The 25528-nt window shown below is 56.1% G+C and carries 21 protein-coding genes; 8 read left to right on the forward strand and 13 right to left on the reverse strand.

What is annotated here, in order from left to right; genetic code table 11:
• Positions 1-414 precede the first annotated feature (414 nt).
• The 3 genes from ACB035_RS03485 to ACB035_RS03495 all read right to left on the reverse strand — a co-directional run bounded on the left by ACB035_RS03485 (position 415) and on the right by ACB035_RS03495 (position 3587).
• Entirely contained in the window at positions 415-837 is a 423-nt protein-coding gene (locus ACB035_RS03485) for a GNAT family N-acetyltransferase (protein WP_371166692.1), read from the reverse strand.
• A 130-nt stretch (positions 838-967) separates the two neighbouring features.
• A complete protein-coding gene (locus tag ACB035_RS03490; RefSeq protein ID WP_371166693.1) occupies positions 968-2575 on the reverse strand; it encodes a hypothetical protein in 1608 nt (535 codons plus the stop codon).
• Complete coding sequence (locus ACB035_RS03495) at positions 2547-3587, reverse strand: hypothetical protein (RefSeq protein ID WP_371166694.1); 1041 nt, start codon at positions 3585-3587, stop codon at positions 2547-2549. Before ACB035_RS03495 ends, ACB035_RS03490 begins: the two co-directional genes overlap by 29 nt.
• Positions 3588-4222: 635 nt before the next feature.
• Here ACB035_RS03495 and ACB035_RS03500 point away from each other — a divergent pair.
• The 5 genes from ACB035_RS03500 (at position 4223) to fdhD (ending at position 10959) form a co-directional block, all read left to right on the forward strand.
• A complete protein-coding gene (locus tag ACB035_RS03500) occupies positions 4223-4822 on the forward strand; it encodes a 4Fe-4S dicluster domain-containing protein (RefSeq protein ID WP_108572823.1) in 600 nt (199 codons plus the stop codon).
• 46 nt (positions 4823-4868) lie between these two features.
• Positions 4869-7013: a formate dehydrogenase subunit alpha gene (gene fdhF / locus ACB035_RS03505; RefSeq protein WP_083243711.1), complete on the forward strand. Its 2145-nt coding sequence runs from the start codon at positions 4869-4871 to the stop codon at positions 7011-7013.
• 96 nt (positions 7014-7109) lie between these two features.
• Complete coding sequence (locus ACB035_RS03510) at positions 7110-7508, forward strand: hypothetical protein (RefSeq protein ID WP_064337654.1); 399 nt, start codon at positions 7110-7112, stop codon at positions 7506-7508.
• 416 nt (positions 7509-7924) lie between these two features.
• Positions 7925-10057: a sigma 54-interacting transcriptional regulator gene (locus ACB035_RS03515; protein WP_371166695.1), complete on the forward strand. Its 2133-nt coding sequence runs from the start codon at positions 7925-7927 to the stop codon at positions 10055-10057.
• Complete coding sequence (gene fdhD, locus ACB035_RS03520; RefSeq protein ID WP_371166696.1) at positions 10054-10959, forward strand: formate dehydrogenase accessory sulfurtransferase FdhD; 906 nt, start codon at positions 10054-10056, stop codon at positions 10957-10959. Before ACB035_RS03515 ends, fdhD begins: the two co-directional genes overlap by 4 nt.
• Before the next feature lie 100 nt (positions 10960-11059).
• Here fdhD and asd read toward each other — a convergent pair whose 3' ends face one another.
• The 4 genes from asd to ACB035_RS03540 all read right to left on the reverse strand — a co-directional run bounded on the left by asd (position 11060) and on the right by ACB035_RS03540 (position 15705).
• Positions 11060-12172, reverse strand: a complete 1113-nt coding sequence (asd, locus tag ACB035_RS03525) for an aspartate-semialdehyde dehydrogenase (protein WP_005345266.1) — start codon at positions 12170-12172, stop codon at positions 11060-11062.
• Positions 12173-12533: 361 nt separating this feature from the next.
• On the reverse strand, positions 12534-13826 hold the full coding sequence (locus ACB035_RS03530) for a D-amino acid dehydrogenase (RefSeq protein WP_371166707.1): 1293 nt from the start codon (positions 13824-13826) through the stop codon (positions 12534-12536).
• A 194-nt stretch (positions 13827-14020) separates the two neighbouring features.
• Entirely contained in the window at positions 14021-15541 is a 1521-nt protein-coding gene (locus ACB035_RS03535) for a cryptochrome/photolyase family protein (protein WP_371166697.1), read from the reverse strand.
• Positions 15541-15705: a DUF2256 domain-containing protein gene (locus tag ACB035_RS03540; protein ID WP_128816034.1), complete on the reverse strand. Its 165-nt coding sequence runs from the start codon at positions 15703-15705 to the stop codon at positions 15541-15543. The genes ACB035_RS03535 and ACB035_RS03540 overlap by 1 nt, the downstream gene beginning before the upstream one ends.
• A 460-nt stretch (positions 15706-16165) precedes the next feature.
• Between ACB035_RS03540 and ACB035_RS03545 the strand changes: the two genes are divergently transcribed.
• Positions 16166-17551: a tryptophanase gene (locus tag ACB035_RS03545; protein WP_371166698.1), complete on the forward strand. Its 1386-nt coding sequence runs from the start codon at positions 16166-16168 to the stop codon at positions 17549-17551.
• 136 nt (positions 17552-17687) lie between these two features.
• Here ACB035_RS03545 and cdd read toward each other — a convergent pair whose 3' ends face one another.
• The 3 genes from cdd to ACB035_RS03560 form a co-directional block, all read right to left on the reverse strand.
• A complete protein-coding gene (cdd, locus tag ACB035_RS03550; protein ID WP_371166699.1) occupies positions 17688-18572 on the reverse strand; it encodes a cytidine deaminase in 885 nt (294 codons plus the stop codon).
• Positions 18573-18769: 197 nt separating this feature from the next.
• Positions 18770-19456 (reverse strand): LrgB family protein, encoded by a 687-nt coding sequence (locus tag ACB035_RS03555; protein WP_005333281.1) that lies wholly within the window; start codon positions 19454-19456, stop codon positions 18770-18772.
• Positions 19453-19809, reverse strand: coding sequence for a CidA/LrgA family protein (locus ACB035_RS03560; protein ID WP_005333279.1), 357 nt, complete (start codon positions 19807-19809; stop codon positions 19453-19455). The genes ACB035_RS03555 and ACB035_RS03560 overlap by 4 nt, the downstream gene beginning before the upstream one ends.
• A 165-nt stretch (positions 19810-19974) precedes the next feature.
• Here ACB035_RS03560 and ACB035_RS03565 point away from each other — a divergent pair, with 165 nt between their 5' ends.
• Complete coding sequence (locus ACB035_RS03565) at positions 19975-21684, forward strand: glycoside hydrolase family 36 protein (protein WP_371166700.1); 1710 nt, start codon at positions 19975-19977, stop codon at positions 21682-21684.
• A gap of 65 nt (positions 21685-21749) precedes the next feature.
• On the opposite strand, the gene ACB035_RS03570 is transcribed toward ACB035_RS03565, so the two are convergent.
• Positions 21750-22250, reverse strand: a complete 501-nt coding sequence (locus ACB035_RS03570) for a hypothetical protein (protein ID WP_005360277.1) — start codon at positions 22248-22250, stop codon at positions 21750-21752.
• A gap of 155 nt (positions 22251-22405) precedes the next feature.
• Positions 22406-23833: an exodeoxyribonuclease I gene (sbcB, locus tag ACB035_RS03575; protein WP_371166701.1), complete on the reverse strand. Its 1428-nt coding sequence runs from the start codon at positions 23831-23833 to the stop codon at positions 22406-22408.
• Between the two features lie 183 nt (positions 23834-24016).
• On the opposite strand from sbcB, the gene ACB035_RS03580 reads away from it, so the two are divergent.
• On the forward strand, positions 24017-24877 hold the full coding sequence (locus ACB035_RS03580; protein ID WP_371166702.1) for a tyrosine-type recombinase/integrase: 861 nt from the start codon (positions 24017-24019) through the stop codon (positions 24875-24877).
• On the opposite strand, the gene ACB035_RS03585 is transcribed toward ACB035_RS03580, so the two are convergent.
• Positions 24870-25528: IS3 family transposase (locus ACB035_RS03585; protein ID WP_371166703.1), on the reverse strand; the 659-nt coding region annotated here is incomplete at its 5' end. The two genes, ACB035_RS03580 and ACB035_RS03585, sit on opposite strands and share 8 nt — an antisense overlap.

The following is a 25528-nucleotide window of genomic DNA, read 5'->3' on the forward strand; positions in this document are numbered from 1 at the left end:
CTAATCGGATATAAAGATGCGTTTCATGGGACACAGTCTGTTCATCTGTCGTTAAGCTTATAATGACACACACTCTGCGGGTTCACGCTCAGGTATAAATAATCAAAACGTCCTTTTGAGTAAGGTTATTAATTGGCCGTTGATTGAAATATTCATGCGCTCTGCGGGCAACCGTTTGTTTTATCTGGGGAAGTGGTTTGGCCACTATTTTTTACCGAACTGAGTGAAAAACAGACGATAAAATAGTGACTAATTAATTGCGGGCAGGATGGCAAAGGGGATGGCGCTGGGTAGCAATGGAGTCTTTATTTGGGAGGGGGAAATGTAGGGTGCAATGAACGGAGTGAATTGCACCAAGTATTAAAAGAGGCAAGAGGTGCAATGCGCTGCGCTTATTGCACCCTACGGTAATTATTACTCTCCATGATAGTGCTTCAATAAAAAGTAGCGGTCAGGACTATTTTTAACGCCGCTCACTTTACCGACTATTTTAAATCCCATTTTTTCATAAAATTTGGGTGCCTGAAATGAGAGGGTGTCGACTTGAGCTGCAATACATCCCCGTTTTTTTGCCTCGCGTTCAGCAACCTCCATTAATTGAATGCCAAGCCCCTGTCCTCTCTTGTCATTGTGTACCCAAAGTACTTCGATCAAGAGTTGATGATAAATAGTTCGTCCGGCAATGCCACCGACAACTTCGTCATTATCATCATGAATGGCAACAATTAAAGGTTGGGAGCGTTCCTCACCCATTTTATCAAAGTTAAATTGTCTAAGGTTATCAACAAGTAGATTGAAGATATCATCTTTATGTTCATTATGGATTTTTATATTCATCAAATCTTACTCCATTAAAATGTAATCGTAGGCTGCAATGAACGAAGTGAATTGCACCAAGTATTAAAAGAGGCAAGAGGTGCTATGCGCTGCGCTTATTGCACCCTACGACTATGGCACTTTCACGTATTTACAAAATCAATCCATTAAAGCTTGAGATAAGACGCGTGAAGTTATTTATTTCTTTATGGCTGAGGATTTTACAATCTTGGTGGTAACTATAGTCAATAGAGTGTACATTATTCATAGTGTGATACTTATTGTTTTTATATTCTTCATTTTTTAACGTAGATGTTAATATTACTTGCTTTCCTAATTCTTTATAAATTGCAAGCATATTATTTTCTTTCGTTGTCGACAACTCACCTTCTCTAAATGAATCAATAACGATTGGAAAACTATGATTTAATACATTGCTTAACGCGACCAACTTACAGAAATAGAACTCTTGTCCCTCACTACCAGAGAAAGTAGCATTTTTCGTTGTAAATAAATCATCGAAAATTAAATTTCCATTAGGGTCGATTTTCTTATATAAATCATTCATCTCAGTGAAAAGTGCAGCATCAAAGTCATTTTTAGCTTTTTTTATTGAATCGTCGACTAAGTTTGATGACACAAGACTATCTTTTAGACGCTTAATCTCATTTTTAATCTCGAAAGCCTCGTCATCGTAGTCTTTTTGATTGGTGATCTGTTCGTGATATAGGACTATTTGTTTAAAGTCTGGGGGTGTTTCAGTGAGTTCTTTTTCTAATCGGTCTTGCAGGAAATTAATTTCTCTTGATATGTCATCTATAATTTCAGATTTGAGGTCAATGTTTTTATGTATTGACTTTAAAATTTCATTCCTGACATCAACATTGCTTACCTCAAACATCATATCGTTATTTGAATATATGATTTTGTCACTACCGCACTCACCACACTGGATTCGCCCTACGTTTAATTCTCTGTTTAATGAAGTTAGTTCAGTAATTAAATTGTCCAACTTTGATTTTCTATTTATCTCTCGTTGCCTGCTACGTTTGAGATTGGAAATAGAAATATTTATTTCACTAATAGCCTTGACTTTAGTTTGTACAACCTCTGAGTCATATAACTTGGATGCAATCTCTGCTATTCGAGGATTGTCTTTTATAAGTTCTAGCTTTTTCTTTATCTCAGTAAGCTTGGTTTGGAGTGTTGCTATAGTTTTCTTTACATCTGCGGTTCCCTCATTGTTGGTATCACTATTTTTTATATTAGCTAAGTCGTAGACCATGTTTTTAAAATCAATTTTATTGAATTGACCTTTACTAATTAGTCCTGATGGTGAGCGATTATCTTGGCCGACAAAGAAAAGTTCATAAAATAAGCTGAGGTCTACGAGAGTTGATCTGTTATCTTTAATAACTCTGGGAATTTTAAAAACAAACCTATCTAAAAAATATCTAGCTTCACCAACAGAGTTGAATATTTGTATAGAGTCATCGTTCTTTATTGAAATCGAGTTTTTCTTTCGTAAAAAATGATAAGTTGAGCTGTCAATAATGACTTCGGAATAAAAATAATAGTTTTTATAGTCAAATGAGCTTGGGAATATAGCCTCATATCCTAAGGAAAACATTAATCCTTGCATGACTAATGTTTTGCCCCGATTATTATCATCGCTATAAATAATGTTTACACCATCAACAAATCTATCCTCTACAAAAGCTTCTGATTTATTACCAAACGCTATCTTTTTTATTCGCATTTCTCAAACCTGTTTGTATTAGTGAAATCATGTATAAAATAGTATATTGAGTTAAGTATGGTGTTTTTATTTTTGTTGTTGTATTCAACTCATCAAGTACACTTTGTATTTTTTTTGTTAAATCAAACTGCAGTATTTTTATAATTCGTTCTGATAACTGCCAAAACTCTCTACACCCATTCTTATTAAAAAATGCTCTACTTAAATTCTCATTACACTCCTGTAATATATCTTGTATTTCTTCTTCGTCCATGTGCTTTATATGAGGATAGAAGGATGTCGGTATGCCAGGAAATGAGAAAATATCGATGCCAACCAGTCTACTTATTAAAAGTGTATTGATCTCAGATTTTGTAATATGTCTGCTAAACTTTAGTACTTCCGACGGATGACAAATTTCTTCATTTTCTATATATGAGTTTTTTAGAGCCGTTTGTGCATCACGAATTTCATTGAAAATTCGGTTGTATATATTTTCTGAAACAGCGCTTTTACTCTTAAATTGAGATAACCTCTTGATATAAGTGCTGTTTTTCTTGTTGTCTTCAACAAAGAGTACTTTTGATAAAAAGTCTCTAAACAAGGGCGGTTCATCTCCAGATGTATTTCTATTTATTTTTTCCTTTAGTTTTCTTTCGATGCCTTTTTTTTGTTTATCATTGATATTACTATAGTCATAGATATGTAATGCTTCATTTTTTAGGTAATTACGATTTAGCTTGGGAATAAATAGTATATATTCGAAAAATGAAATAGAAGATATGTAGTTGTCATAAAGTGTGGAAAGACTTTCTCCAATTTTCGATGGAGGTAAACTACCATGATTTTTACTTTGTACATCCCAAAGCTTTGAAAAATCTTCACTTATACCTGTCACATCATTAAAACAGTCCACAGTAATTAGATCTATCTCTTTACTGTCGTCACGCATTCCTAGTAAGTAAAGCATAGCTTTTGTTTCAAAATCAGATGCTCTTTTATTGTTTATTTCTGTATTTTTGAATGTATACAAAGCTATATTCCTAAATTTGTATGTAGATACAATAAAGATATCAATACTTATCAAATGAATATGTGGATGTGTTTTTTACTTAGCTATTAAACAGACAAAATTTGATGAGTATGGCTTGAAATTTAATATAAAAATAGTTGTTCACTTTTGCTCGTGCTCGCTACCGCCCCTAAGTTTCAGCCCCTAGTCTGCTGCTTTTTACCTGTAGTGTTGAATTGCTTATCTGCATGGAAACGACCCCACTGGAGTTGGTTGCCAACTGAAGCATGCTATCCAATCGGGTAGGGGGTAAAAAGGGCAATCGGCGCATAATCTGTCCGAGATCAATAAATTAGTCATTGATTGGTTGTTGTTTGTTCGCTTGAGCTGAAAGGGCAGGGTTATAGCCTTTGTCAGCCGGTGTCGAGCTCGTCACTTTTGTCGTGTCGATCACACTTCCCAGCCCGTCGTCACCCTCGTCAGGGGCGGCAAGTCGCACGTATTCATTTCTGATTACTCCTTTATTTTCAGTTGCTTGTAATTTTTTGTCGCGCCATTTGCCCGTTTTGGTCTGATAAATGCTTTGTGGGGGGCTGGCCGCCTCTTTGCCTGTCGGCGGGCGGCCCGGTGTAACGAACCATTTAGGATCCCTCTCTATGAACAGCTTCGTGATTGCAGATCCCAGTCTCTGTATTGGGTGTCGTACCTGTGAGGTGGCCTGCGCCGTTTCACACCAGTCAGGGTCTTGCAGCGGGACCCTTGAGCGGGAGGGCGGCCTGCATCTTGCCATCGAGGATGGACATCTGGTCTCCAAGGACAGCTACTTTCAGCCGCGCCTGAAGGTGATCGTGGGCAGCAAGGTGACCACGCCGGTGCTCTGCCGCCAGTGTGAAGACAAGCCGTGCGCCATGGCCTGCCCGAACAATGCCATCGTCAGCGAGGATGGTTGCGTCAAGGTGTTGCAGGAGCGCTGCATCGGCTGCAAGTCCTGCGTGGTGGCCTGTCCTTACGGCGCCATGGCGGTGGTGCTCAAAGAGGTGCCCCCCGCTGCCGATTCGCTCTTCAAGCGTCCGCAGACCAAGGCGCAGGCGCTCAAGTGCGATCTCTGCCGTCACCGCGAGGCGGGCCCGGCCTGTGTCGAGGTGTGTCCGACCCAGGCGCTGCGGCTGGTCACGCCGGAGCATCTTGAAACCCTGAACCGGCAGAAGCAGCTGGCCAGTGCCGAGGCACTGCTGGCGATGCCGGCGCGGGTGTGAGCGGGCTTGCCGAGCCGTTTTTCGTTAACAAACAAGAGTGTGAGTCATGAAAAAAGTCATTACCGTGTGCCCCTATTGCGGCACCGGTTGCAAAATCAACCTGCTGGTTGAAAACGACAAGGTGGTGGGGGCCGAAGGCGCCAACGGCCGTACCAACGAGGGGCAGCTCTGCCTCAAGGGCTATTACGGTTGGGATTTTTTGAACGACACCAACCTGCTGACCCCCCGTCTCAAGAGCCCGATGATCCGCCGCGAGCGCGGTGGCAAGTTCGAGGCAGTCTCCTGGGACGAAGCCATCGAGTTTGCCAGCAGCCGTCTGGCTGCCATCAAGGCGAAATATGGCCCGGACGCCATCATGACCACCGGCTCTGCCCGTGGCCCCGGCAATGAAGCCAACTATGTGATGCAGAAATTTGCCCGTGCGGTGATTGGGACGAACAACGTCGACCACTGCGCGAGGGTGTGACACGCACCCTCAGTCTCCGGTCTGGAGACAACTGTAGGTAACGGCGCCATGAGCAACGCCATTCCCGAAATTCAAGAGACCAAGTGCCTGCTGGTATTTGGTTACAACGCTGCTGACTCTCACCCCATTGTCGCTCGCCATATCCTCAAGGCGAAGGCAAACGGGGCCAAAGTGATTGTGTGTGATCCCCGCATGGTGGAGACCGCCCGTATCGCCGATCAGTGGCTGCCGCTCAAAAACGGTTCCAATATGGCGCTGGTTAACGCCTTCGCCAACGTGTTGATCAATGAAGGTCTCTATAACAAGGCCTTTGTCGCCAACTACACCGAAGGGTTTGAGACCTTCAAGGCGACGGTGGCCAAGTACACCCCGGAATATGTGGAGGGGATCACTGGCCTGAAAGCCGCCGATATCCGCGCCGCCATTCGCACCTATGCCGAGTCGCCTGCGTCCATGATCCTGTGGGGCATGGGGGTGACCCAGTACGGTCAGGCGGTGGACGTGGTCAAGGGGCTGGCGGGTCTGGCGCTGCTGACCGGCAACTTTGGTCGCCGCGGCACCGGTTGCGGGCCGGTGCGCGGTCAGAACAACGTGCAGGGCACCTGTGACATGGGGATGCTGCCGCACCAGTTCCCGGGTTATCAGTCGGTGGCCGATCCCGAGATCAGCGCCAAGTTCGCCAAGGCGTGGGGCGTGGAGTCGCTCTCCCAAAAGCCCGGCTATCGCCTGACCGAGCTTGGTCACAAGGTGGAGGAGGGCAAGTGCAAGGCCTTCTACATCTTCGGTGAAGATCCGGCTCAGACCGAGGCTGACTTGGGTCAGTTCCGCCGCACTCTGGCGGGGATGGAGCTGGTGATCGTGCAGGATATCTTCATGACCCAGACCGCCGAGATGGCCGACGTCATTCTGCCCGCCACCAGTTGGGGCGAGCATGAAGGGGTCTACAGCTCGGCGGATCGCGGCTTCCAGCGCTTCTACAAGGCGGTGACGCCCCCCGAGAACGTCAAACCGGACTGGGCCATCTTCTCGTTGATGGCGACCGCCATGGGGTATCCCATGGAGTACCACAACACCGAAGAGATCTGGGACGAGATGCGTGCGCTCTGCCCGCTCTATGCCGGGGTCAGCTACGACAAGATGGCCGATCTCAAGAGTGTGCAGTGGCCTTGCCCGACCGAGGATCACCCGGGCACCAGCACTCTGTTCGAGGGGAACGTGTTCACCACCCCAAGCGGCAAGGGTCAGCTGATTGCCTCCGAGTGGCGGCCGCCGCTGGAGCAGCCCTGTGCCGAGTACCCGCTGGTGCTCTCCACCGTGCGGGAGGTAGGGCACTACTCCTGCCGCTCCATGACCGGCAACTGCTCGGCGCTGCAGACCCTGGCCGATGAGCCGGGCTATGTGCAGATCCACCCGAGCGATGCCAAAAAGCTCGGGGTGAAGGATCAGGCGCTGGTCTGGATCTCGTCGCGCCGTGGCAAGGTGATCACCCGGGCCAACTACAACGACCGGGTCAACGCCGGGGTGGTCTATATGACCTACCAGTGGTGGATCGGGGCCTGCAACGAGCTCACCATCGAGCACGTCGATCCCGTCTCCCACACGCCGGAGTACAAGTACTGCGCGGTGAAGATCGAGCGCATCGACAATCAGCCTGAGGCGGAAGTGTACGTCCAGACTGAATACAGCGCGCTCAAGGCGAAATTGCGCAGCGCAGCCAAAGGCTGATCGCCCTAAAAAAGAGGTTCTGCACAAATAAGGGAACCCGACTCGGATTTATCGAGTCGGGCACCCTTTTATTACCCAAAAAAAGGGGAGTAAATGATGCAACATGAAATTGGTCGCTTATTCGGACTTTTCTATATTGGCACCTATCTGGCGGCGATATTGCTGGGAATAGGTTGCTATATTTGGCGCGACGAGATGATATTTCTGCTCGGCTTCGGTTTTTTCGGCTGTTTTATGGCAGCGCGGCTCGCCATGAGCAGCGTATTTTCCGCCTTGAGTATTTCCAGTGCCTGGCTGATCGGGTTTATCTCCACCACCTTGATCAACGGCCTGTTGCTGGGGGTGATCACCCTGCTGATCTACCTCACTCACCAGAGCGTCACCGCCGAGCTTGCCGACAACGCCAGCTGGCTGCTGATGGCCTTCCAGAGCCTGTCGGCCCTCTTTATCTTCGGTGGCCTGAAATGCTGCCACAGCCGGATCATCACCTCATAAATTGCTGATGGATGGGCAGCAAACGCCATCTCGAAAACCGCAGCCAGCGAAGAGGAGAGGCAGATCTGACAGTTGACGGCAGCCCACTTTTCGGGCGCCTTAATTGAGATCAAGAACTGATGAAATAACCGGTTAAATATGGCCATCAGATATATTAAATCGGATTGTAATGAAATTTGAGCTCATCTATGATGAGTCGCCATTCCAATATATCCCCCGATAACGATGTTACTTTTTGTTGTCGTTCGTTAATAACAACTCTGGAATTGCAACATACGACAATTTTCGTCACCGCTTTTCTTATTGGCAGCCGCTTTTACGGGCTGCGGCTATTTATTTTGGTGACGGGTGCTTGTCGTGATGCGATGGCATGGACAGCCTGACTGGTGACTAAATCGATATAACGTGAGGCCGCAATGCTAAATGTGAGTGCCATCCCCCTGGACGAGATCTCTCCCATCTGGGACGACGGTTTCCTCCTGCTCTCCAAATCCCTCCTGTCGGCCGTGACGCTCGATGATTTTATCCACAAACTCAACAAGATAGATGCCAGCTTCGGCGGCGTAACCCGGGTCAACCTGATCCTCAACATGGGTGCGGACGAGGAGGCCATCTTCTACTTCATGGGACATTCCGGCCCAAAGCATCTGGTCTGCCCGAAGGCAGAGCTGCACCTCTCCCCCCGTCCTACCAAAGAGACCCCGGAACAGGCCATCATTCTCGCTGCCGCCCGCTTTGAGAATCGCTGCCCGGCGCTGGATCGCGAAGGGGTCTACGGGGGGCTGCGCTCCTACTGCCAGCTCCCCATCACCACCGCCCGCAGCCATCTGGGCGGGGTCGAGTTTATCAACACCCAGCTCGACAGTTTCACCATGGAGACCCTCGCCAAACTGACCCAGCTGGCGGCCATTATCGCCATTGCGCTGGAGAACGTGCTCGACAAGGAGCGCACCCTGGAGCAGGCCCACTCCCTGCGTCTTGAGCGCGACAGCTGCAAAATTCTGGTGGATGTGACCAATGCAGTGATTAAATTAGTGCGCATCGCCGAGCTGCCCAAGAGCCTGTTTGCCATCCTGCACCACCACTTTGGCATCAGCAGCTTGTGTCTGGCGGAGTACAACGCCACCTCCGACAGCTTCAAGAGCTATCTGGTCAATCAGCACCAGAGCGAGCAGCCGGGCATCATCGATCACTCCTGTTTTGAAAAGAAGTGCCTGCAGGGGGCCCTTGGCCATAGCGAGCCGTTTTTTGTCTATCGCGAGCACGGCCACGGCTGCAGCAATCGCTGCCGTTTTACCTCCCAGATCCTGCCGCCAGAGGCCGACAGCTCCTGCATTTTGCCGCTGCGTTATCGGGGCAACCTGCTGGGGGTGTTGATCCTCTCGCACCCCAACGCCGACTTTTTTGCCGATATCGATATCTCCTTGCTGGAGCAGGTGGCGGCGCGCACGGCCATTGCCATGAACAACGTGCAGGCGCAGCAGGAGATCTCCAACACCACGGGGGCCCGCGAGAAGACCATTCGCATCAACGAGCCGCAGATGCAGGGGGAGTTCCCCCACATCATCTACCAGAGCGCGGTGATGGAGAGCGTGCTGGAGAAGGTGCGGCTGGTGGCCGAGAGCGACAGTACCGTGCTGATCCTCGGCGAGACCGGTACCGGCAAGGAGCTGATCGCCCAGGCCATTCACGCTCTGAGTGCCCGCCACGACCACGAGATGGTGAAGGTGAACTGCGCCGCCATCCCCACCGGCCTTATCGAGAGCGATCTCTTTGGCCACGAGAAGGGGGCCTTTACCGGCGCTCTGACCCAGCGGATCGGCCGTTTCGAGCGGGCCCACAAGGGCACCCTGTTCCTCGACGAAGTGGGGGATATGCCGCTGGATTTGCAGCCGAAACTGTTGCGGGTATTGCAGGAGCACGAGCTGGAGCGGGTGGGCAACAGCAACCCCATCGCAGTGGATGTGCGGCTGGTGGCCGCCACCAACTGCGATCTGCTCTCCATGGTCAAGAACAAGCGTTTCAGAAGCGATCTCTACTACCGCCTCAATGTCTTTCCCATCGAGCTACCGCCGCTGCGGGAGCGGCGCGAGGATATTCCGCTGCTGGTCAATTTCTTTATCAAGAAGATTGCCAAGCGGATGCGCCGCACCATCACATCTATCCCCGCCGATGCGATGAAAATGCTGGTGTCACTCCCCTGGTACGGCAATATCCGCGAGCTGGAGAACGTCATCGAGCGCGCCGTGGTGATGACCCGCGGCCATGTGCTCAACCTCTCGCCCGATGAGCTGATGCCCCTCAAGGGTTACCACAAGATTGAGACCCTGGTTTACGACGAGCCCGCTTCGCTGCTCTTTGCCGAGGAGGGGCCGATTGATGAGCGTGAGGCGATCATCGCCGCCCTGCGCGACTGCAACGGCATCGTGGCCGGCGAGCGGGGGGCAGCCAACCGCCTTGGCATGAAGCGCACCACCTTGCTCTCCAAAATGAAGCGGCTCGGCATTTCGGCCAGAGATCCCGAGATCATTGACGGGGTCACACCATGAGAGAGTTACTTGAGCTTGAGGCGCGTGATGAGCTTAGCGAGCTGAGAAAACAGAGCGAACAGTGCGAGCAGAGAGAACAAAGAGAGCAGAGCGAACAGAACGAACTGGCCCGCTGCGCCATCCACCGCGAGGTGGTGCACTACCGCGCCGATGCACTGACCTGCGACAGCGAAATGGCGCTCCCCTCCGAGACGCCGGTGGCGCTGGTCTACAACGGCATCGCCCACAGCGTGATGATGTGTTCGGCCTCCGATCTGGAGGATTTTGCCATCGGCTTCTCGCTCTCGGAGGGGATCATCGACAGCCTGCTCGATATCCACGACATCGAGCAGATTGACGGCTGTCAGGGGATTGAGCTGCATATCACCCTGGCCAATCGCTGCGTCCATCGCCTCAAAGAGAAGCGGCGCACCCTGGCGGGGCGCACCGGCTGCGGCATCTGTGGCAGCGAGAGTCTGGATCAGGTGATCCGCACCCAGCCAAGGCTGCCCGACAGTCAGCGTCTGGCGGTAGGGCATATCGACAAGGTATTGACCGCGCTGCGCCCGCTCCAGCTGCTGGGCCAGCGCACCGGCGCCACCCATGCGGCGGTGCATCTGGATGGGGAAGGCAACATTCTCGCCATCCGCGAGGATGTGGGGCGCCATATTGCGCTGGATAAGCTGGTGGGCCATCTGTGCCGCAGCGGTCGGCGGGATGGCGCCATTCTGGTGACCAGCCGCGCCAGTTTCGAGATGGTGCAAAAGTGCGCCAGCGCCGGAGTGGAAATATTGCTCGCCATCTCCGCCGCCACCGAGCTTGCGGTCGAGCGGGCCGAGCAGACGGGGCTCACCCTGGTGGGTTTTTGCCGTCCCGGTCGGGCCGAGATCTACAGCGGCTGCCAGCGTATTCTGCTCAAGTAATGGCAAGGCCGCAAACCCGCTAAACGGGTCACGAAAACAGGCAATAAAAAAGGCGGGGAGTGTGACTCCCCGCCCTTGTTGTATCTGCTGCTGTGGCGGGTTAGCGCGCCAGCAGGATACGCAGCATGCGGCGCAGCGGCTCGGCGGCGCCCCACAGCAGCTGGTCACCCACGGTAAAGGCGGCCAGATACTCAGGGCCCATATTGAGCTTGCGCAGACGGCCCACCGGAATGCTGAGGGTGCCGGTGACGGCAGCCGGAGTCAGCTCGCGGGCGGTGATATCGCGATCGTTGGGGATCACTTTCACCCAGTCGTTGTGGGCGGCCAGCAGGGCTTCGATCTCCGCCAGCGGCACATCCTTTTTCAGCTTGATGGTGAAGGCCTGGCTGTGGCAGCGCAGGGCGCCGATCCGAACGCACAAACCATCCACCGGAATCACGGCGTTCTCGATACCCAAAATCTTGTTGGTCTCGGCCTGACCCTTCCACTCTTCACGGCTCTGGCCGTTGTCGAGCTTGGTGTCGATCCAGGGGATAAGGCCGCCGGCCAGCGGCACGCCGAAGTTGTCTACCGGCAGGGTGCCGGAGCGGGTCTTCTCGGTGATCTTGCGCTCGATGTCGAGAATGGCGGAGGCGGGATCCGCCAGCTCAACCGCCACTTCGTCGCGCAGCATCCCCATCTGGGTGACCAGCTCGCGCATATGGCGGGCACCGCCACCGGAGGCAGCCTGATAGGTCGCCACGCTCACCCACTCCACCAGATCGGCCTTGAACAGGCCACCGAGGGCCAGCAGCATCAGGCTGACGGTGCAGTTGCCGCCAACGAAGGTCTTGATGCCATCGTTCAGGGCCTGCTCGATGACGTCGCCGTTGACCGGATCCAGAATGATGACGGCATCTTTCTCCATCCGCAGGGAGGAGGCGGCGTCAATCCAGTAGCCCTGCCAGCCAGCGGCTTTCAGGCGCGGATAGACATCCTTGGTGTAGTCGCCGCCTTGGGCGGTGATGATGATATCCTGCTTGGCCAGCGCCTCGATATCGAAGGCGTCTTGCAGAGTACCGGCATCGACGCCGAAGTTGGGAGCGGCCTCACCGGCCTGGGAGGTGGTGAAGAATGTGGGTTGAATATGGGCGAAATCCTGCTCTTCCTGCATCCGGCTCATCAGAACCGATCCCACCATGCCACGCCAACCGACCAAACCTACTTTTTTCATATTGTCCTACCCTGGATTGCTGCTAAAGAAACTCGCGATGACACCCGTAACCCCTTGTCTGGCGACGCCTGTTTACAAGCGGTTTACAGGCCATTTAAAAAATATGCGCTGCGAAAAATGCGTCTATCCACATTACGGATTGTGGCGGCTTGCGCAAGTCGAATTGCGCAATATTCTGTGCCGTTTGCTGCATTAACCGGCAGCCAGCGCACCGCTCAGGCAGACGGGGAGGAAGAAAGTCAACATCAGACGAAAAGGCCACCGTTTTTGGCGGTGGCCTGTCAATAAAGCGGTTGAGAACGTCCTCTGCTGTTGTCTGAGGGCGTAGTTGGCGAGTGAAACAGCCCGACCTGTTATGCGCTTAGCCGTAACGGGCCAGGGTCAGCCCCTCATCGCTGATGGCGGGCTCGCTGCCGTTGATAAGATCGCACAACAGCTGACCCGAGCCGGCCGCCATGGTCCAGCCCAATGTGCCGTGGCCGGTATTGAGCCAGAGGCCGGGAATGGGGCTGGGCCCCACCAGTGGGGTGCCGTCCGGCGTCATGGGACGCAGGCCGGTCCAGAACTCGGCCTTGCTGATATCGCCCCCTGCGGGGAAGAGATCGCCGACCACCATTGCCAGAGTGTCGTGGCGTCTCGGATTCAAGGCGAGGTTGTAGCCCGACAGCTCCGCCATGCCGCCGACCCGGATCCGCTCGTCAAAACGGGTGATGGCCACCTTGTAGGTCTCATCGAGCACGGTACTGCGCGGCGCGGCCTCGGCGTTGATCATCGGCAGGGTGAGGGAGTAGCCCTTGACCGGATAGACCGGCAGCTCCAGCCCGAGCGGGCGCAGCAGCGGCCGCAAAAAGCCGGTGGCATAGCTGCCGAGCGCACAGACGATGGCATCGGCGCGATAGCGCTGCTCGCTCGCCCGCACCGCCACGGCGCGGCCGCGGGCTTGCTCAATCTCGTCGATATCGCAGTTGAAGACGAACTTGACCCCGAGCTTCTCGGCTTCAAGGGCAAGGGCCTTGGTGAAGCGGAAGCAGTCGCCGGTCTCGTCGCCGGGCAGACGCAAGCCGCCGACGATTTTTCCGCGCACCCGCGCCAGCGCAGGCTCTGCCGCTTCGCAGCCGCTGGCATCCAGCGACTGGTAGGGGACGCCATACTCCTCCAGCACCTCGATATCGCGCTGGCTGGCATCGAGCTGGGACTGGCTGCGAAACAGCTGCAGGGTGCCGAGCTGGCGCCCTTCGTAATCGATGTTCAGCTCGTCGCGCAGTGCCTTCATACAGTCCCGGCTGTATTCGGCCAGACGCACCATGCGCCCCTTGTTGGTGGCATAGGCGGTCGGGGTGCAGTTGGCGAGCATTCTGAGCATCCAGCGTAGCTGGAAGGGATCGGCAGTGGGGCGCACGGTGAAGGGGGCATGCTTTTGCAGCATCCATTTGGCGGCCTTGAGGGGAATGCCGGGGGCCGCCCAGGGGGCCGCATAACCCGGGGATATCTGCCCGGCGTTGGCATGGCTGGTTTCAAGGGCGACGCCACCTTGTCGCTCCAGCAGGGTTACTTTGTGACCCGCTTTGGCCAGATACCAGGCGCTGGTTACCCCAATTACGCCGCCACCGAGAACCACTATCTCCATATCGTCTTTCCTTAGACTCGTTTTTATGATGTTTGGTTGATGGAAACCTTGATGTGGCCACCACCATAATCAGCCGCCACAGGATATTCAACCGCTCTGCGCAGGATTGGGATCTCCGTCTGCCTGCTGGTCGCAGGCTGGTGTTTGGTGCGATGGCACACCTGATTGCCAGCGTAAATCGCTGCGCTGTTTTCAGGGCTGTGTCAGGGGGTATGGCCCGCTTACAACTGCTCCAGCTTGATCAGGTAGTGCTCCGCCGTCGCCAGAATGGCCTGCTGTTGTTCTGCGGCTTGGCCATCCCAGTTGGCATAGGGGAGGGCGAGGCGGGGATTGCCGCCCAGTTTTTCCCGATTGCGCCAGAGAAAGTGCCAGTAGAGGCTGTTGAAGGGGCAGCTCCCATCACCGTGGCGGGCTTTGACCTGATAGTGGCACCCCTTGCAGTAGTGGCCCATCCGCTCGAGATAGGCGCCGCTGCTGGCGTAGGGCTTGCTGCCCATCAGGCCGCCATCGGCAAACTGGCTCATGCCACGGGTGTTGGGCAGTTCCACCCACTCGATGGCATCCACATAGATGCCGAGATACCACTGATCCACCTCGTCAGGATCGAGCCCCGCCAGCAGGGCAAAGTTGCCGGTCACCATCAGCCGCTGAATATGGTGGGCGTAACCGTGCTCAAGAGACTGGCCAATGGCGTGACGCACGCAGGCCATCCTGGTTTCGCCACTCCAGAAGAAACCGGGCAGCGGCCGGTTGGCCCCGAGAAAATTGGTCTGCTGGTAGTCGGGCATCTTCTCCCAGTAGAGGGCGCGGACAAACTCGCGCCAGCCGAGGATCTGGCGGATAAACCCCTCCACCTGCGCCAACGTGATGGTGCCCTGATTGGCCTGCCAGTGGGCCTCGGCGGCGCGGATCACCTCAAGCGGATGAAGCATCTTGCTATTGAGGGAAAACGACAGGCGGCTGTGAAACAGACTCCAGCCCCGCTCGCTCAGGGCATCCTGATAGCGGCCAAAGTGAGGCAGGCAGTGGGCCAGAAAATGGGCCAGCAGCTCGCGACTCTGGCGCCTTGTGATGGGCCACGGCAGTTGGCTGGCATCCGCCTCGCCGATGGTGCTGACCCCGTGGCGGGTCAGCATGGCATCAATCTCGCTCACCTCGTTGGCAAAGGTGAGGGGGGCCGGGATGGGCTGGCTCGCCGGCAGCTTGGCGCGGTTCTCGTCATCAAAATTCCAGCGCCCACCAAGGGGTTGGCCGTTCTCATCGAGCAGCACTTGGTATTGCTTTCGCAGGGCGCGGTAGAAGAACTCCATCCGGCTATGGGGATAGCGCTGCCAGCCATCGCGGGGGGTGAGAAAATGTTCGCTCTCCACCTCGGTGGCAGGGATGGCAAGGCCCGCCGCCCAGCTTTTCAACTGGCTGGCGAGGCGCCACTCGTCCGGGCTCTGCCAGGCAAAGCTGCTGGCCTGATGTGCTTCGAGCTGAGCCTCCAGCAAGCCGGGCAAGTCGGGCCAGCGGGCGCTCTCATCCAGGGTCAGGTAACAGACGCGGTGGCCCGCTTGGGTGAGTGCCGCTGCGAAGGCGCGCATGGTGGCAAAGAAGGCCAGCACCTTCTGGCGATGGTGGCGGCAGTAGTCGGTCTCCTGGCGCAGCTCCGCCATCAGGTAGCAGACCGCTGGATCTGGCGTGCGAAACCAGCTGTGACCGGCGTTTAGCTGATCGCCGAGGACAAGGCGAAGTTCCATCAGATTCGCTCCTCCTCAGGTTGCTGGCTGCTGTGACGAGCGTGGCGACAGCGTTCGCTGCAGTAGCGAACCTCCTCCCAGCTGCGCGCCCACTTGCGCCGCCAGCTGAAGGGGCGTTGGCAGACGGGGCAGATCTTCTCGGGCAGATGGGGTTTGCGATGCATGATGGCTTCCGGCCCTGGCTGATGGGGGATGTGGCGTTTGGGTAGGGAGAATAACGAACCGGGGGCGTGGACGGATCAACCTCACTGCCGGTTTGCCGCGCAGATGCGCACTTTGTGAGCGGGCGCACAGCCCGTCGGTGCGCCCCTTGTTTGCCAATTAACCAGCCGTTAACGTGGCGAGGCTGCCCGCTGGCAGCATCCATCTATGGATCTTGTTGGCCACCGACTGTCTACAACCGATATGGAGGGGAGTGATGCCAATCATGACAGCTACGCCCCGGGCAGCTTGTCTGCTCGCCCACTGGTATACCCGGGATCCCATTCTCACCTTCGATTTTCCTCACCGCTGATTGGCGGCACCCGCCGTTTGAATTTGTCAGCCGGACGACCCTGATCGCCCCGGCCTCTTTGCCAATCCCGATTTTAAACACACTGGCCTTGCGCCGGTGAGGAGTCTTTTATGCGTCGTATACCCGAGCCGTTTCGTATCAAGATGGTCGAGCCCATCAAACAGACCACTGGCGCCGAGCGTCGCGCTGCCCTTGAGGCCGCTGGCTGGAACCCCTTCCTGCTGCTGGCCGAAGATGTCTATATCGATCTGCTGACCGACAGCGGCACCGGCGCCATGTCCGACCGCCAGTGGGCCGGCATCATGATGGGGGATGAGGCCTATGCGGGCAGCCGCAACTTCGTCGAGTTGGAGCGCACGGTGCGCGACATTTTTGGTTACCAGCATGTGATGCCCACTCACCAGGGGCGCGGGGCCGAGCAGATCCTCTTCCCCGAGCTGGTCAAACGCTGCAAGGGCAAGGCGCCGGTGTTTATCTCCAACTACCACTTCGACACCACCAAGGCCCATGTGGAGTTGGCTGGCGCGCGGGCCATCAACCTGCTCACCCCGAAAGCCCTCGACACTACGGCCCCCTACGCCTGGAAGGGGGATTTTGACCTTCCTCGCCTGACCGATACCATCGAGACCCTGGGGGCCGACAACGTGGCCGGCATCATCATCACGGTGACCTGCAACAGCGCCGGTGGTCAGCCGGTCTCCATGGCCAATATGGAGGCGGTTTCCGAACTGGCCCGTCGTCACCAGATTCCGGTGGTGATCGACGCCGCCCGCTTTGCCGAGAACGCCTGGTTTATCAAGGCGCGGGATCCGGCTTATGCCAAGCGCAGCATCAAGGAGATAGTGCGCCAGATGTTCGCGCTGGGGGACATCTTCACCATGTCGGCCAAGAAGGATGGGCTGGTCAATATCGGCGGGCTCTGCTGCTTCAGGGAAGATCTCGACCTGTTCCGCGCGGTGCAGGTGCGCTGCGTGGCGATGGAGGGGTTTGTCACCTATGGCGGCCTCGCCGGGCGGGACATGGCGGCGCTCGCCATCGGCCTGCGCGAGGGAATGGATGAGGAGTATCTCACCTATCGCATCAGTCAGGTGGCCTATCTCGGCGAGCGGCTGGCCGAGGCGGGCATCCCGATCCAGACCCCCACCGGCGGCCATGCGGTGTTTGTGGATGCCAAAAAGCTGCTGCCCCATATTCCGGCCGAGCAGTTCCCCGCCCATGCGCTCGCCTGCGAGCTCTATCTGGAAGGGGGCGTGCGCGGGGTGGAGATTGGCTCCCTGCTGCTCGGGCGCGATCCCGCCACCGGCAAGCAGGAGGCGGCGGACTTCGAGCTGTTGCGCCTCACCATTCCACGCCGGGTCTACACCCGGGATCATATGGACTATGTGGCCGACTGCCTGATCGCGGTGAAAGCGCGGGCCAGCGACATTCGCGGACTCACCTTTGACTACGAGCCGCCGCTGCTGCGCCACTTCACTGCGCGGCTGAAACCTGTCTGATCAGCAACCGGTCAGACTGGGTGATCAACCGCGCCAAGCTGTGAAGATCACTGGCCGCTTCCGGTTAAACGGCCAAGTAAAAAAGCCCCCGCACCAAGGTGCGGGGGCTTTCGTTTATCCAAGCAAAGCCGGGTCGTCAGACCGCCTGATACTCCAGCTCGACCGAGCCCAGCGCCTTGAGAGTGGACTGGGCGGAGTCACGCTGGCTGATCTGGCCGTTTTTGTTCTCCAGCAGCACGGCGCGGCGGATGGTGGCGAGATCTTCGCCGTTAAGCACCGCATGGGCGCAGGCCATCTGCATCGGTGGCAGGCTGGGGTTGAAGGCGGCGTTCTCGGCGTAGCGGCCAGAGAAGATGCGGCCATCGGCAAACTGCAGCGCCACCGCGGCATAGCCCTGACTATAGGGGGCGTAGCTTTGACGGGCGGCGGCCAGCGCGGCCTGCCACAGCGGGTCTTCGCTTTGAAGCTCGAGCTCGGCGTGATCCTGCGGGCTCATCAGCGCATCAGTGATGTCGAGATCCGCCGGGCCAAACGAGTGGGGCAGGAAGGATTGCAGGGCGCTCAGGTCATCGGGCAGAGAGACTTTCAGGATCTTGGCGGTGCTCAGCTCGTTCATAAACTGACGGCAGTGGCCGCAGGGGGTGTAGTTGACGGTGATTTCAGAGATCCCGGTCTCACCGCCCAGCCAGGCATTGGAGATGGCGGACTGCTCGGCGTGGACCGAGTGGAACAGGCCTTGTCCCGCAAACTCCATGTTGGCACCGAAGTACCAGGTGCCACTCAGGCCGCAGGCGATGGCACCAACGTAAAATTTGGAGATGGGCGCTACCGAGCAGGCGGCAGCCAGCGGCAACAGGGAGAGGCGCAGGGCGCGATCATCGAGACCTGTGGCGGCTTTCAGGGTGGCGACTTGCTCCGGCGTGAAGCGGGCGTTGAAGTCGGCACTATCCAGCATGGGCTGCACGGCTGCTTTGAGCGGGGCAGAGAGGGTATCGAATGGCTTGGCAAAACGGGGATGCATAGTGTGTCCTCAAAGGCCAATTGGGCGGCCATTGTAGGGAGCAAGCTCGGGTAAATGTGTGAGCAGGCTCACGCCCTGACGGGCAAACGGAGGGGGATGGTAATGGAAACGTTTGTCTTGTGCAAATTGTGCGGCAGGTCGCACCCCGAGAGGCCAGCAGGCCCCTCGGAATGGTCAACAGGTGGTCAATGGGGTGATCAGATCAGCCAGTGATAGATGGCAAACAGCAGCGGGGCGACGGCAGCGGTGAGGATCCCGCATACCACCATGGCGAGCGATGCAAAGGCCCCCTGGGTGATCCCCTTCTCGGCGGAGGTAGCGGTGCCGATGGCATGGGCACAGGCCCCCATGGCGAGCCCTTGCGCTTCCGGATCAGTCACTTTCAGCAGTTTGAGCAGTGGATAGCCGATCAGGGCACCCACAATCCCCACCACCACCACCACGGCGGCCGCGATGGCGGGAATGCCGCCGATGGACTGGCTGACGCTCATGGCGAGCGGGGTGGTGATGGATTTGGTCGCCAATGAGGCGAGTAGCGCCGGATCTGTGCCCATAAAATGACCGATCAGCAGGGTTGTGCACACCGAGATCAAGACGGAGGCGAGGGTACAGATTAGGATGGGCTTGAGCTTGGCCTGGATCTGGCGCGCCTGCTGATAGAGCGGCAGCGCCAGCGCCACCACGGCGGGCTCCAGCAGCATGGTAATGGGGCTGCTGCCGCGCTCGTACTGCTCAAGGGGCAGATCAAACCAGAGCAGCAGGCCGATGATCACCGCGGTCGGCACCAGCACAGGGTTGATGATGGGCCAGGGCAGGCGGCGATAGAGGGCGCGGGTGGCGAAATAGAGCGCCAGGGTCAGGGGAATGGCTAGCCAGAAGATCATTTGTTCATCCTCTGGTAGAGCCGACCGACGGTGGCGAGGATCAGCACAATCCCGAGCACGATGCAGAGCATGATGACGCCGAAGGATTGGCGCAGGGGCTCAAGCCAGGCCACCAGTCCGACCGCAACCGGCACGAACAGTACGCCCATGTGGCGCAGCAGCAAGCCTGCCCCCAGCTCGACCCAGTGCAGCTTGATCAGTTGCAGGGAGAGCAGCACGAAGAGCAGCAGCATGCCGATGATGCTGCCGGGAAAGGCGAACGGCAGGATGGCTGCCACGGATTTGCCTGCCAGCAGGCAGGCGACGATGACCATAAAGTCACGAAAGTACAGCAAGGCGCGTTGCGCGATCACGTGAACCTCATCGACTGGGAAGAAAAATCGCAGTTTACCAGAGAGGCCGGGTCGCGGCATTAAAACAATAACAACTGAAATCAGTTCGTTTGAAGCTGATTTGTATGCAGATTATCTGTTGAACATCGTCTGATAGAACCCTTTTTCGAACTACAAGGAGTAGTGATGACATCCCTCTTGTCCCGAGTTCGCCAGCTGGCGAACGATAATGCGTTGCCACCCCATCTGCTGCAAACCCGTCAGTGGGAAGGGCCCCTGTGTCGGGTGCGACTCGACAACACCGGCGCTGATGCCACCCCGGTTGAGCGCTGGGTGCTGTTTGACGGCAAGCTTGGCCTGCCGGTGGAGAGCGCCATCTATGGCGAAGGATTCCAGATGCTGGCCCAGACCATGGGTAGCTGGCAATCACCGCAACATGTCGGCCGTTGCCCCGATGCCAGCGTCTATCGCATCACCGATGACAATGGCTATCACACCATTCACAACCTGTTGCTGGTAGAGCATGGCAAGGGGTGGCTGCTGCTCGCCTTTGCCAGCTGCCACCGTTTTGGCGGGGAGTTTCGCCTCTATCCCGATGGTCGCTTGCAGATCCTGATGAACTGCGAAGGGCGAAAACTTACCGCCGGTGAGCATTGGCAGAGCGAGGCGCTGATCTGCCTCGAAGGGGCGGAGCGCGAGGATCTGCTGGCCGAGCTGGCACGGCTGATCGAGGTCGAGCATGGCTCTCTGATCGGCAAGGTAAGTGATCGCCCGAGCGGTTGGTGCTCCTGGTATCACTACTACGCCGAGGTGAGCGCTGCCGATATTCGCGAGAACCTGCAGGTGCGTGCCGAGCGCTTCCCGGCCCTGCGCTATGTGCAGATTGACGACGGCTATCAGGCCAAGATGGGCGACTGGCTCACTCCGTCGGCCAAGTTCGAGCAAGGTGTAGCCTCACTGGCTGCCGAGATCAAACAGGCTGGCTGCGAGCCCGCTCTCTGGGTCGCTCCCTTTATTGCAGAGCCAGGTTCACAGGTGTTTCAGGATCACCCCGACTGGTTTGTGAAGGGGGATGACGGCCTGCCGCTCCCCTCCGAGCGGGTCACCTATGGCGGTTGGCGCTGCACCCCCTGGTATGTGCTGGACGGCACCCACCCTGAGGTGCAGGCGCACCTTGAGCAGGTGTTTCGTACCCTGCGCGAGCAGTGGGGCATCCACTACTTCAAGCTGGATGCCAATTTCTGGGGCGCTATCCACGGTGGTCGTTTCCACGATCCGGCCGCCACCCGGGTTGAAGCCTATCGACGCGGTATGGTGGCCATTCTGCGTGGTGCTGGTGAAGGCGCTTTCCTGCTCGGTTGCAACGCGCCCATCTGGCCCAGCCTTGGGCTGGTGCACGGCATGCGGGTGAGCGATGACGTGGAGCGTAATGGCCACCGCTACCGCCAGATTGCCCGTGAAGCCTTCTGCCGCGCCTGGCAGAACGACAAGCTCTGGGCCCTCGATCCCGACTGCATCTGTCTGCGCGATCTGCCGAGCCAGCAGGCGAGCCAGGCTGAATACAGTTTCCATCTGGCTGCACTGGTGGCGAGCGGTGGCATGATGCTGGCGGGTGATCGGCTGCAGGATCTCGATGAGGAGCAGGCGGCGCACCTGCGCAAGCTGTTGTCGCTCTGTGCGGCCCGGACACCCTCTGCCCGCTTCGAGTCGATGGATTTTGCCTGCGGCGAAGTGAGCCTGCCCGAGGGGGGCACTCTGCTTTGCCTGTTCAACTGGGAGGGGCAACCACAGGAGTTTCTGCTGCCGGAGGGGGGAACCGATTTTTGGCAGGGGCAGGCAGTCGGCACAACCGTGACCCTGCAAGGGGGCGAGGGGCGGGTGATCCACTACACCTGATCACAGCGTCACCATAAACAATTCAGGCTCCATCACGGAGCCTGAATTGTTTCAACCAGCGGCTATCAGTAACGCCACTCAAAACCGACGGCATATTTGGCGGAGCCATAGCCCGGGATATCACTGCCGGAGGCGATCGCCTTGAGGGTCAGCAACGGGGTGATGGGCACCCCCAGACCAAAACCGATGGCCAGTTGATCATTGGGGTTCCCCATCAGATCGACTCGCATCACCCGATAGAGGGACATGTCCTCGCTCAGGTGCATATAGGCTTGCGAAGCGCGGTTATAGACCTGACCAAACACCTCCAGCTGGAAACCTGACTGGGCGCTGATGGCCAGCGGTACCCCGACAAACTTGTAGAGATGAGAGCCGTTGAAGTAGCTGTTGGTGATCAGGGGAGTGAAATCAGTCTGCTGATAAAGGGTATTGAAGTTCTGTTCTACGATACGATAGGTCTGCTCGGGCAGGCGAGCAAGATAATCCGGCACATCGAACCGGTATGCGGCGTTGGCTGCCAGCGGCAGCAGGGCCAGTAATCCGAGCAGTGCGTGGTGACGAGGCATCAGCAAATGGCTTCCGTTCGGCCAAAGAGATCTCTTGCTTGGGAGACATCCGCTCAGGATGTTGCAAGATATTGGTTTTTGGGGAAATCCCCTTCGTCATTATGACCTGAAGAAGGGGATGGGCGGGAAGGATTTATTGTGAAACTACTCACAACTCATAAATCTTCCAGATAGTGGTAGAGACTCTTTAGAATCGCAAAGTTCCGTTCGTTACTCTGGTTCTGCTCGGCCAGCGCCTCGAGACGGGGCACATAGTCCGGCAGACGGCGGCTGAAGTAGTCGCTGCAGTGCAGGCGCCAGCGTTTCTGCTCTGCTTCGCTCAAGGTGTGCGGCCAGTTGCGGGCGCGGTAGCGGAACAGCATCTCCGGCAGCCGGGAGTCGGTAAAGGCGAACTCCCGTTCACCCAGCAGATCCGCGGGGGTGGCACGCACCAGATCCATGGTGGACTTGTCGCCATGGCCAAAGAATCCGGCGTAGAGCTGGGTATCGGGGTCGCTCTCATTGCTGCCGGCGAACTCCTGATTGAACACTTCCACCAGTTTTTCACGCACTTCGGGGTGGGCGCGCAGCAGATCCAGGCTCTTGCGGCACTGCTCCCGATTGATGCCGAGCTCGTCGGCGCGCTCCGCTGTCAGTGTGGCGGCCGGCGCCAGCACCGGGCACTTGTTGATATGCACCAGTTTCACCGGAATGCCCGCCAGATCCCCCAGCTCCTCTTTTTTGGTATAGAGGCGCTCGCGGATCTCCTCGCTGGAGAGTTCAATGAGCGGGGTGGGGTCACGGGTCAGGTCGACCATGATCACCGCGTTCTGGTTGGTGGGGTGCCAGGCAAGTGGCGAGACCCAGCTTGCACAACCCTGCCAGGGGGAGAACATGCCGGAGACGTGCACCAGCGGCTTCATGGTCACCACGTCAATCAGCGCCTTCACCTTGTTTTTGTTACGCAGATCAAAGAGATAACCAAACAGCTTGGGTTGGGCCTTTTTCACCAGCTTGGCCATCTCGATGGTGGCCAGTACGTCGGAGAGTGCGTCGTGGGCATTGGCGTGAGTCACACCGTTGGCGACTGTCAGCTTCTCCAGCCGGAAGCTCGGTTTGCCTTCATCATCAAAGGCCCACTCAATCCCCTCCGGCCGCAGGGCATAGCAGGCCCGCAGCATGTCGAGAATATCCCATCGGGAGTTGCCGTTCTGCCAGCTGTAGGCATAGGGGTCATAGAAGTTGCGATAGAGGGTGTAACGGGTCACTTCATCATCGAAGCGGATGCTGTTGTAGCCAAGCACACAGGTATTCGGCGTGGCGAACTGCTCGTGGATCTGGCGAATGAAATCCGCCTCGCACAGCCCGTCCTTCATCGCCTTTTGCGGCGTGATACCGGTAATCAGGCACGCCTCCGGATCCGGCAGGTAGTCTGCCGGAGGCTTGCAATAGATGACCAGCGGCTCGCCAATGATGTTGAAATCCGCATCGGTACGAATACCGGCAAACTGCGACGGCCTGTCCTTGGCGGGGTTGATGCCGAAGGTCTCGTAGTCGTGGAAGTAGAATGTGGGCTGTGTTGTTTGGTTCTTGGGTGTGCTCATGTGTTCTTGTTTTATCGCCTAAGCTTCTGATTATATGGTTCTTAATGATGTGTTCAGCTTTGTCTGAGCACCCAATAAATTCTTTGCTGTTTGTGTCTGTCTGCCTATGTTCACCATCCAATTAGTACAACTCAAAGTACAAAACATGGTATTTTGTTAGTACAAAATTTTATTGGGTGAGCTATGGCAATTACAGACAGCTGGCTGCGAGGCGTCAATGGTAAACCATACTCCGGCCAGAGCGAAGTCACTGACGGTGATGGGCTTGGCATAAGGGTGTCACCTAAAGGGCTGATCACCTTCCAAGTGCGTCATATGCGTGATGGGAAACAAGTCAGAACCACGATTGGCCGTTACCCTACGGTGACTCTTCGGGATGCCAGGATCAAGGCCGCGGAAATCAAGGCAGGCCCTGAGCAAATTGTTAAAACCAGTGAAGAGCCTACACCTGCTGCTCTGTTTGAAGAGTGGTTCGAGAAGTATGTGATGCGGGAGTGTCGTGAAGGCACGCAGAAGAACTACCGCTACACCTTCTCTTCGGTTAAGAACCGGTTACCAGACAAGCCACTCAATCAGATTTCTATGGACATGTGGCTGAGCCATTTCGATGCCATAAGCGAAAGAGCACCTGGTGTTACCCGTTCGGTCATTACCGGGTTGAAAGCATGCTTCAACTGGCATATCCGCCGCGGCACGATCAACGTGCCCAACATGATGAGCTTACGGGCTCGGGATGTCGGGGCGCCAGCTAAGACCGGGCACCGGGTGTTGACGGTAGCCGAGGTTGCCAAGATTTGGCGAGCGATTGAGGCGAGCCGGGCAGGTACCGGTAACAAGGTGATCCATTTACTTTGTCTGGTCTATGGGTGCCGACTATCCGAGGCCAGAATGCTCAAGCGCCAAGACCTGGATTTCGAGTCTATGGTCTGGACGGTGCCGGCGGAGATCAGCAAGACCGGTAAGCCGATTCGTCGCCCTATCACATCAGTAGGTAGGCAACTGTTCGAACGGGCTGGGATGGCGTCGGTTGTAGTGGTCAACTAAATCCGGACACTTGGTTAGGCCGTTCTTCGGCTTTTGCTGGCGATATTCCGTCATTGTATTGATGTGGACGCCGCCAGTTGTAGTAATCCATCAGGTAGTAACTGATATCCCGCTTCGCCTCTCGCAAGCTCATATATCCCATAGCCGGGAGCCACTCTGACTTCAGGCTTCTGAACAACCGTTCCATCGGGGCGTTATCCCAGCAGTTACCACGACGACTCATGCTCTGGGTCATGCGATAGCGCCATAGTCGTTGCCGAAATGCCCGGCTGCCATATTGGTTGCCCTGGTCAGAGTGAAACAGCACGCCTGACGGACAACCTCGTTGCTGATACGCCATCTCAAGTGCTTTGATGGCCAGCTCGGCATCTGGTTTATCTGACATCGTCCAGCCCACAACCCGCCGGGTATGCAGGTCAAGCACCGCTGCCAGGTAATGCCAACGACCAGCTGCCCAGACGTAGGTGATATCGCCACACCACACCTGATTGGGTTGCTGGACATCAAATTCGCGGGCCAGCAGATTGGGAGTGTCCGGTTGTTCAGACTGTGCCACCTTATAGCGGTGTGCGCCCGGCTGTTTGGATACCAGCCCGGCTTCCTTCATCAGGTTACGTACTTTGAATCGGCCAATCTGATACCCCAACTCTC

Origin of the sequence: Aeromonas sp. S12(2024) (genome assembly GCF_041402305.1) — a bacterium.
Lineage (GTDB): Bacteria > Pseudomonadota > Gammaproteobacteria > Enterobacterales > Aeromonadaceae > Aeromonas > Aeromonas veronii.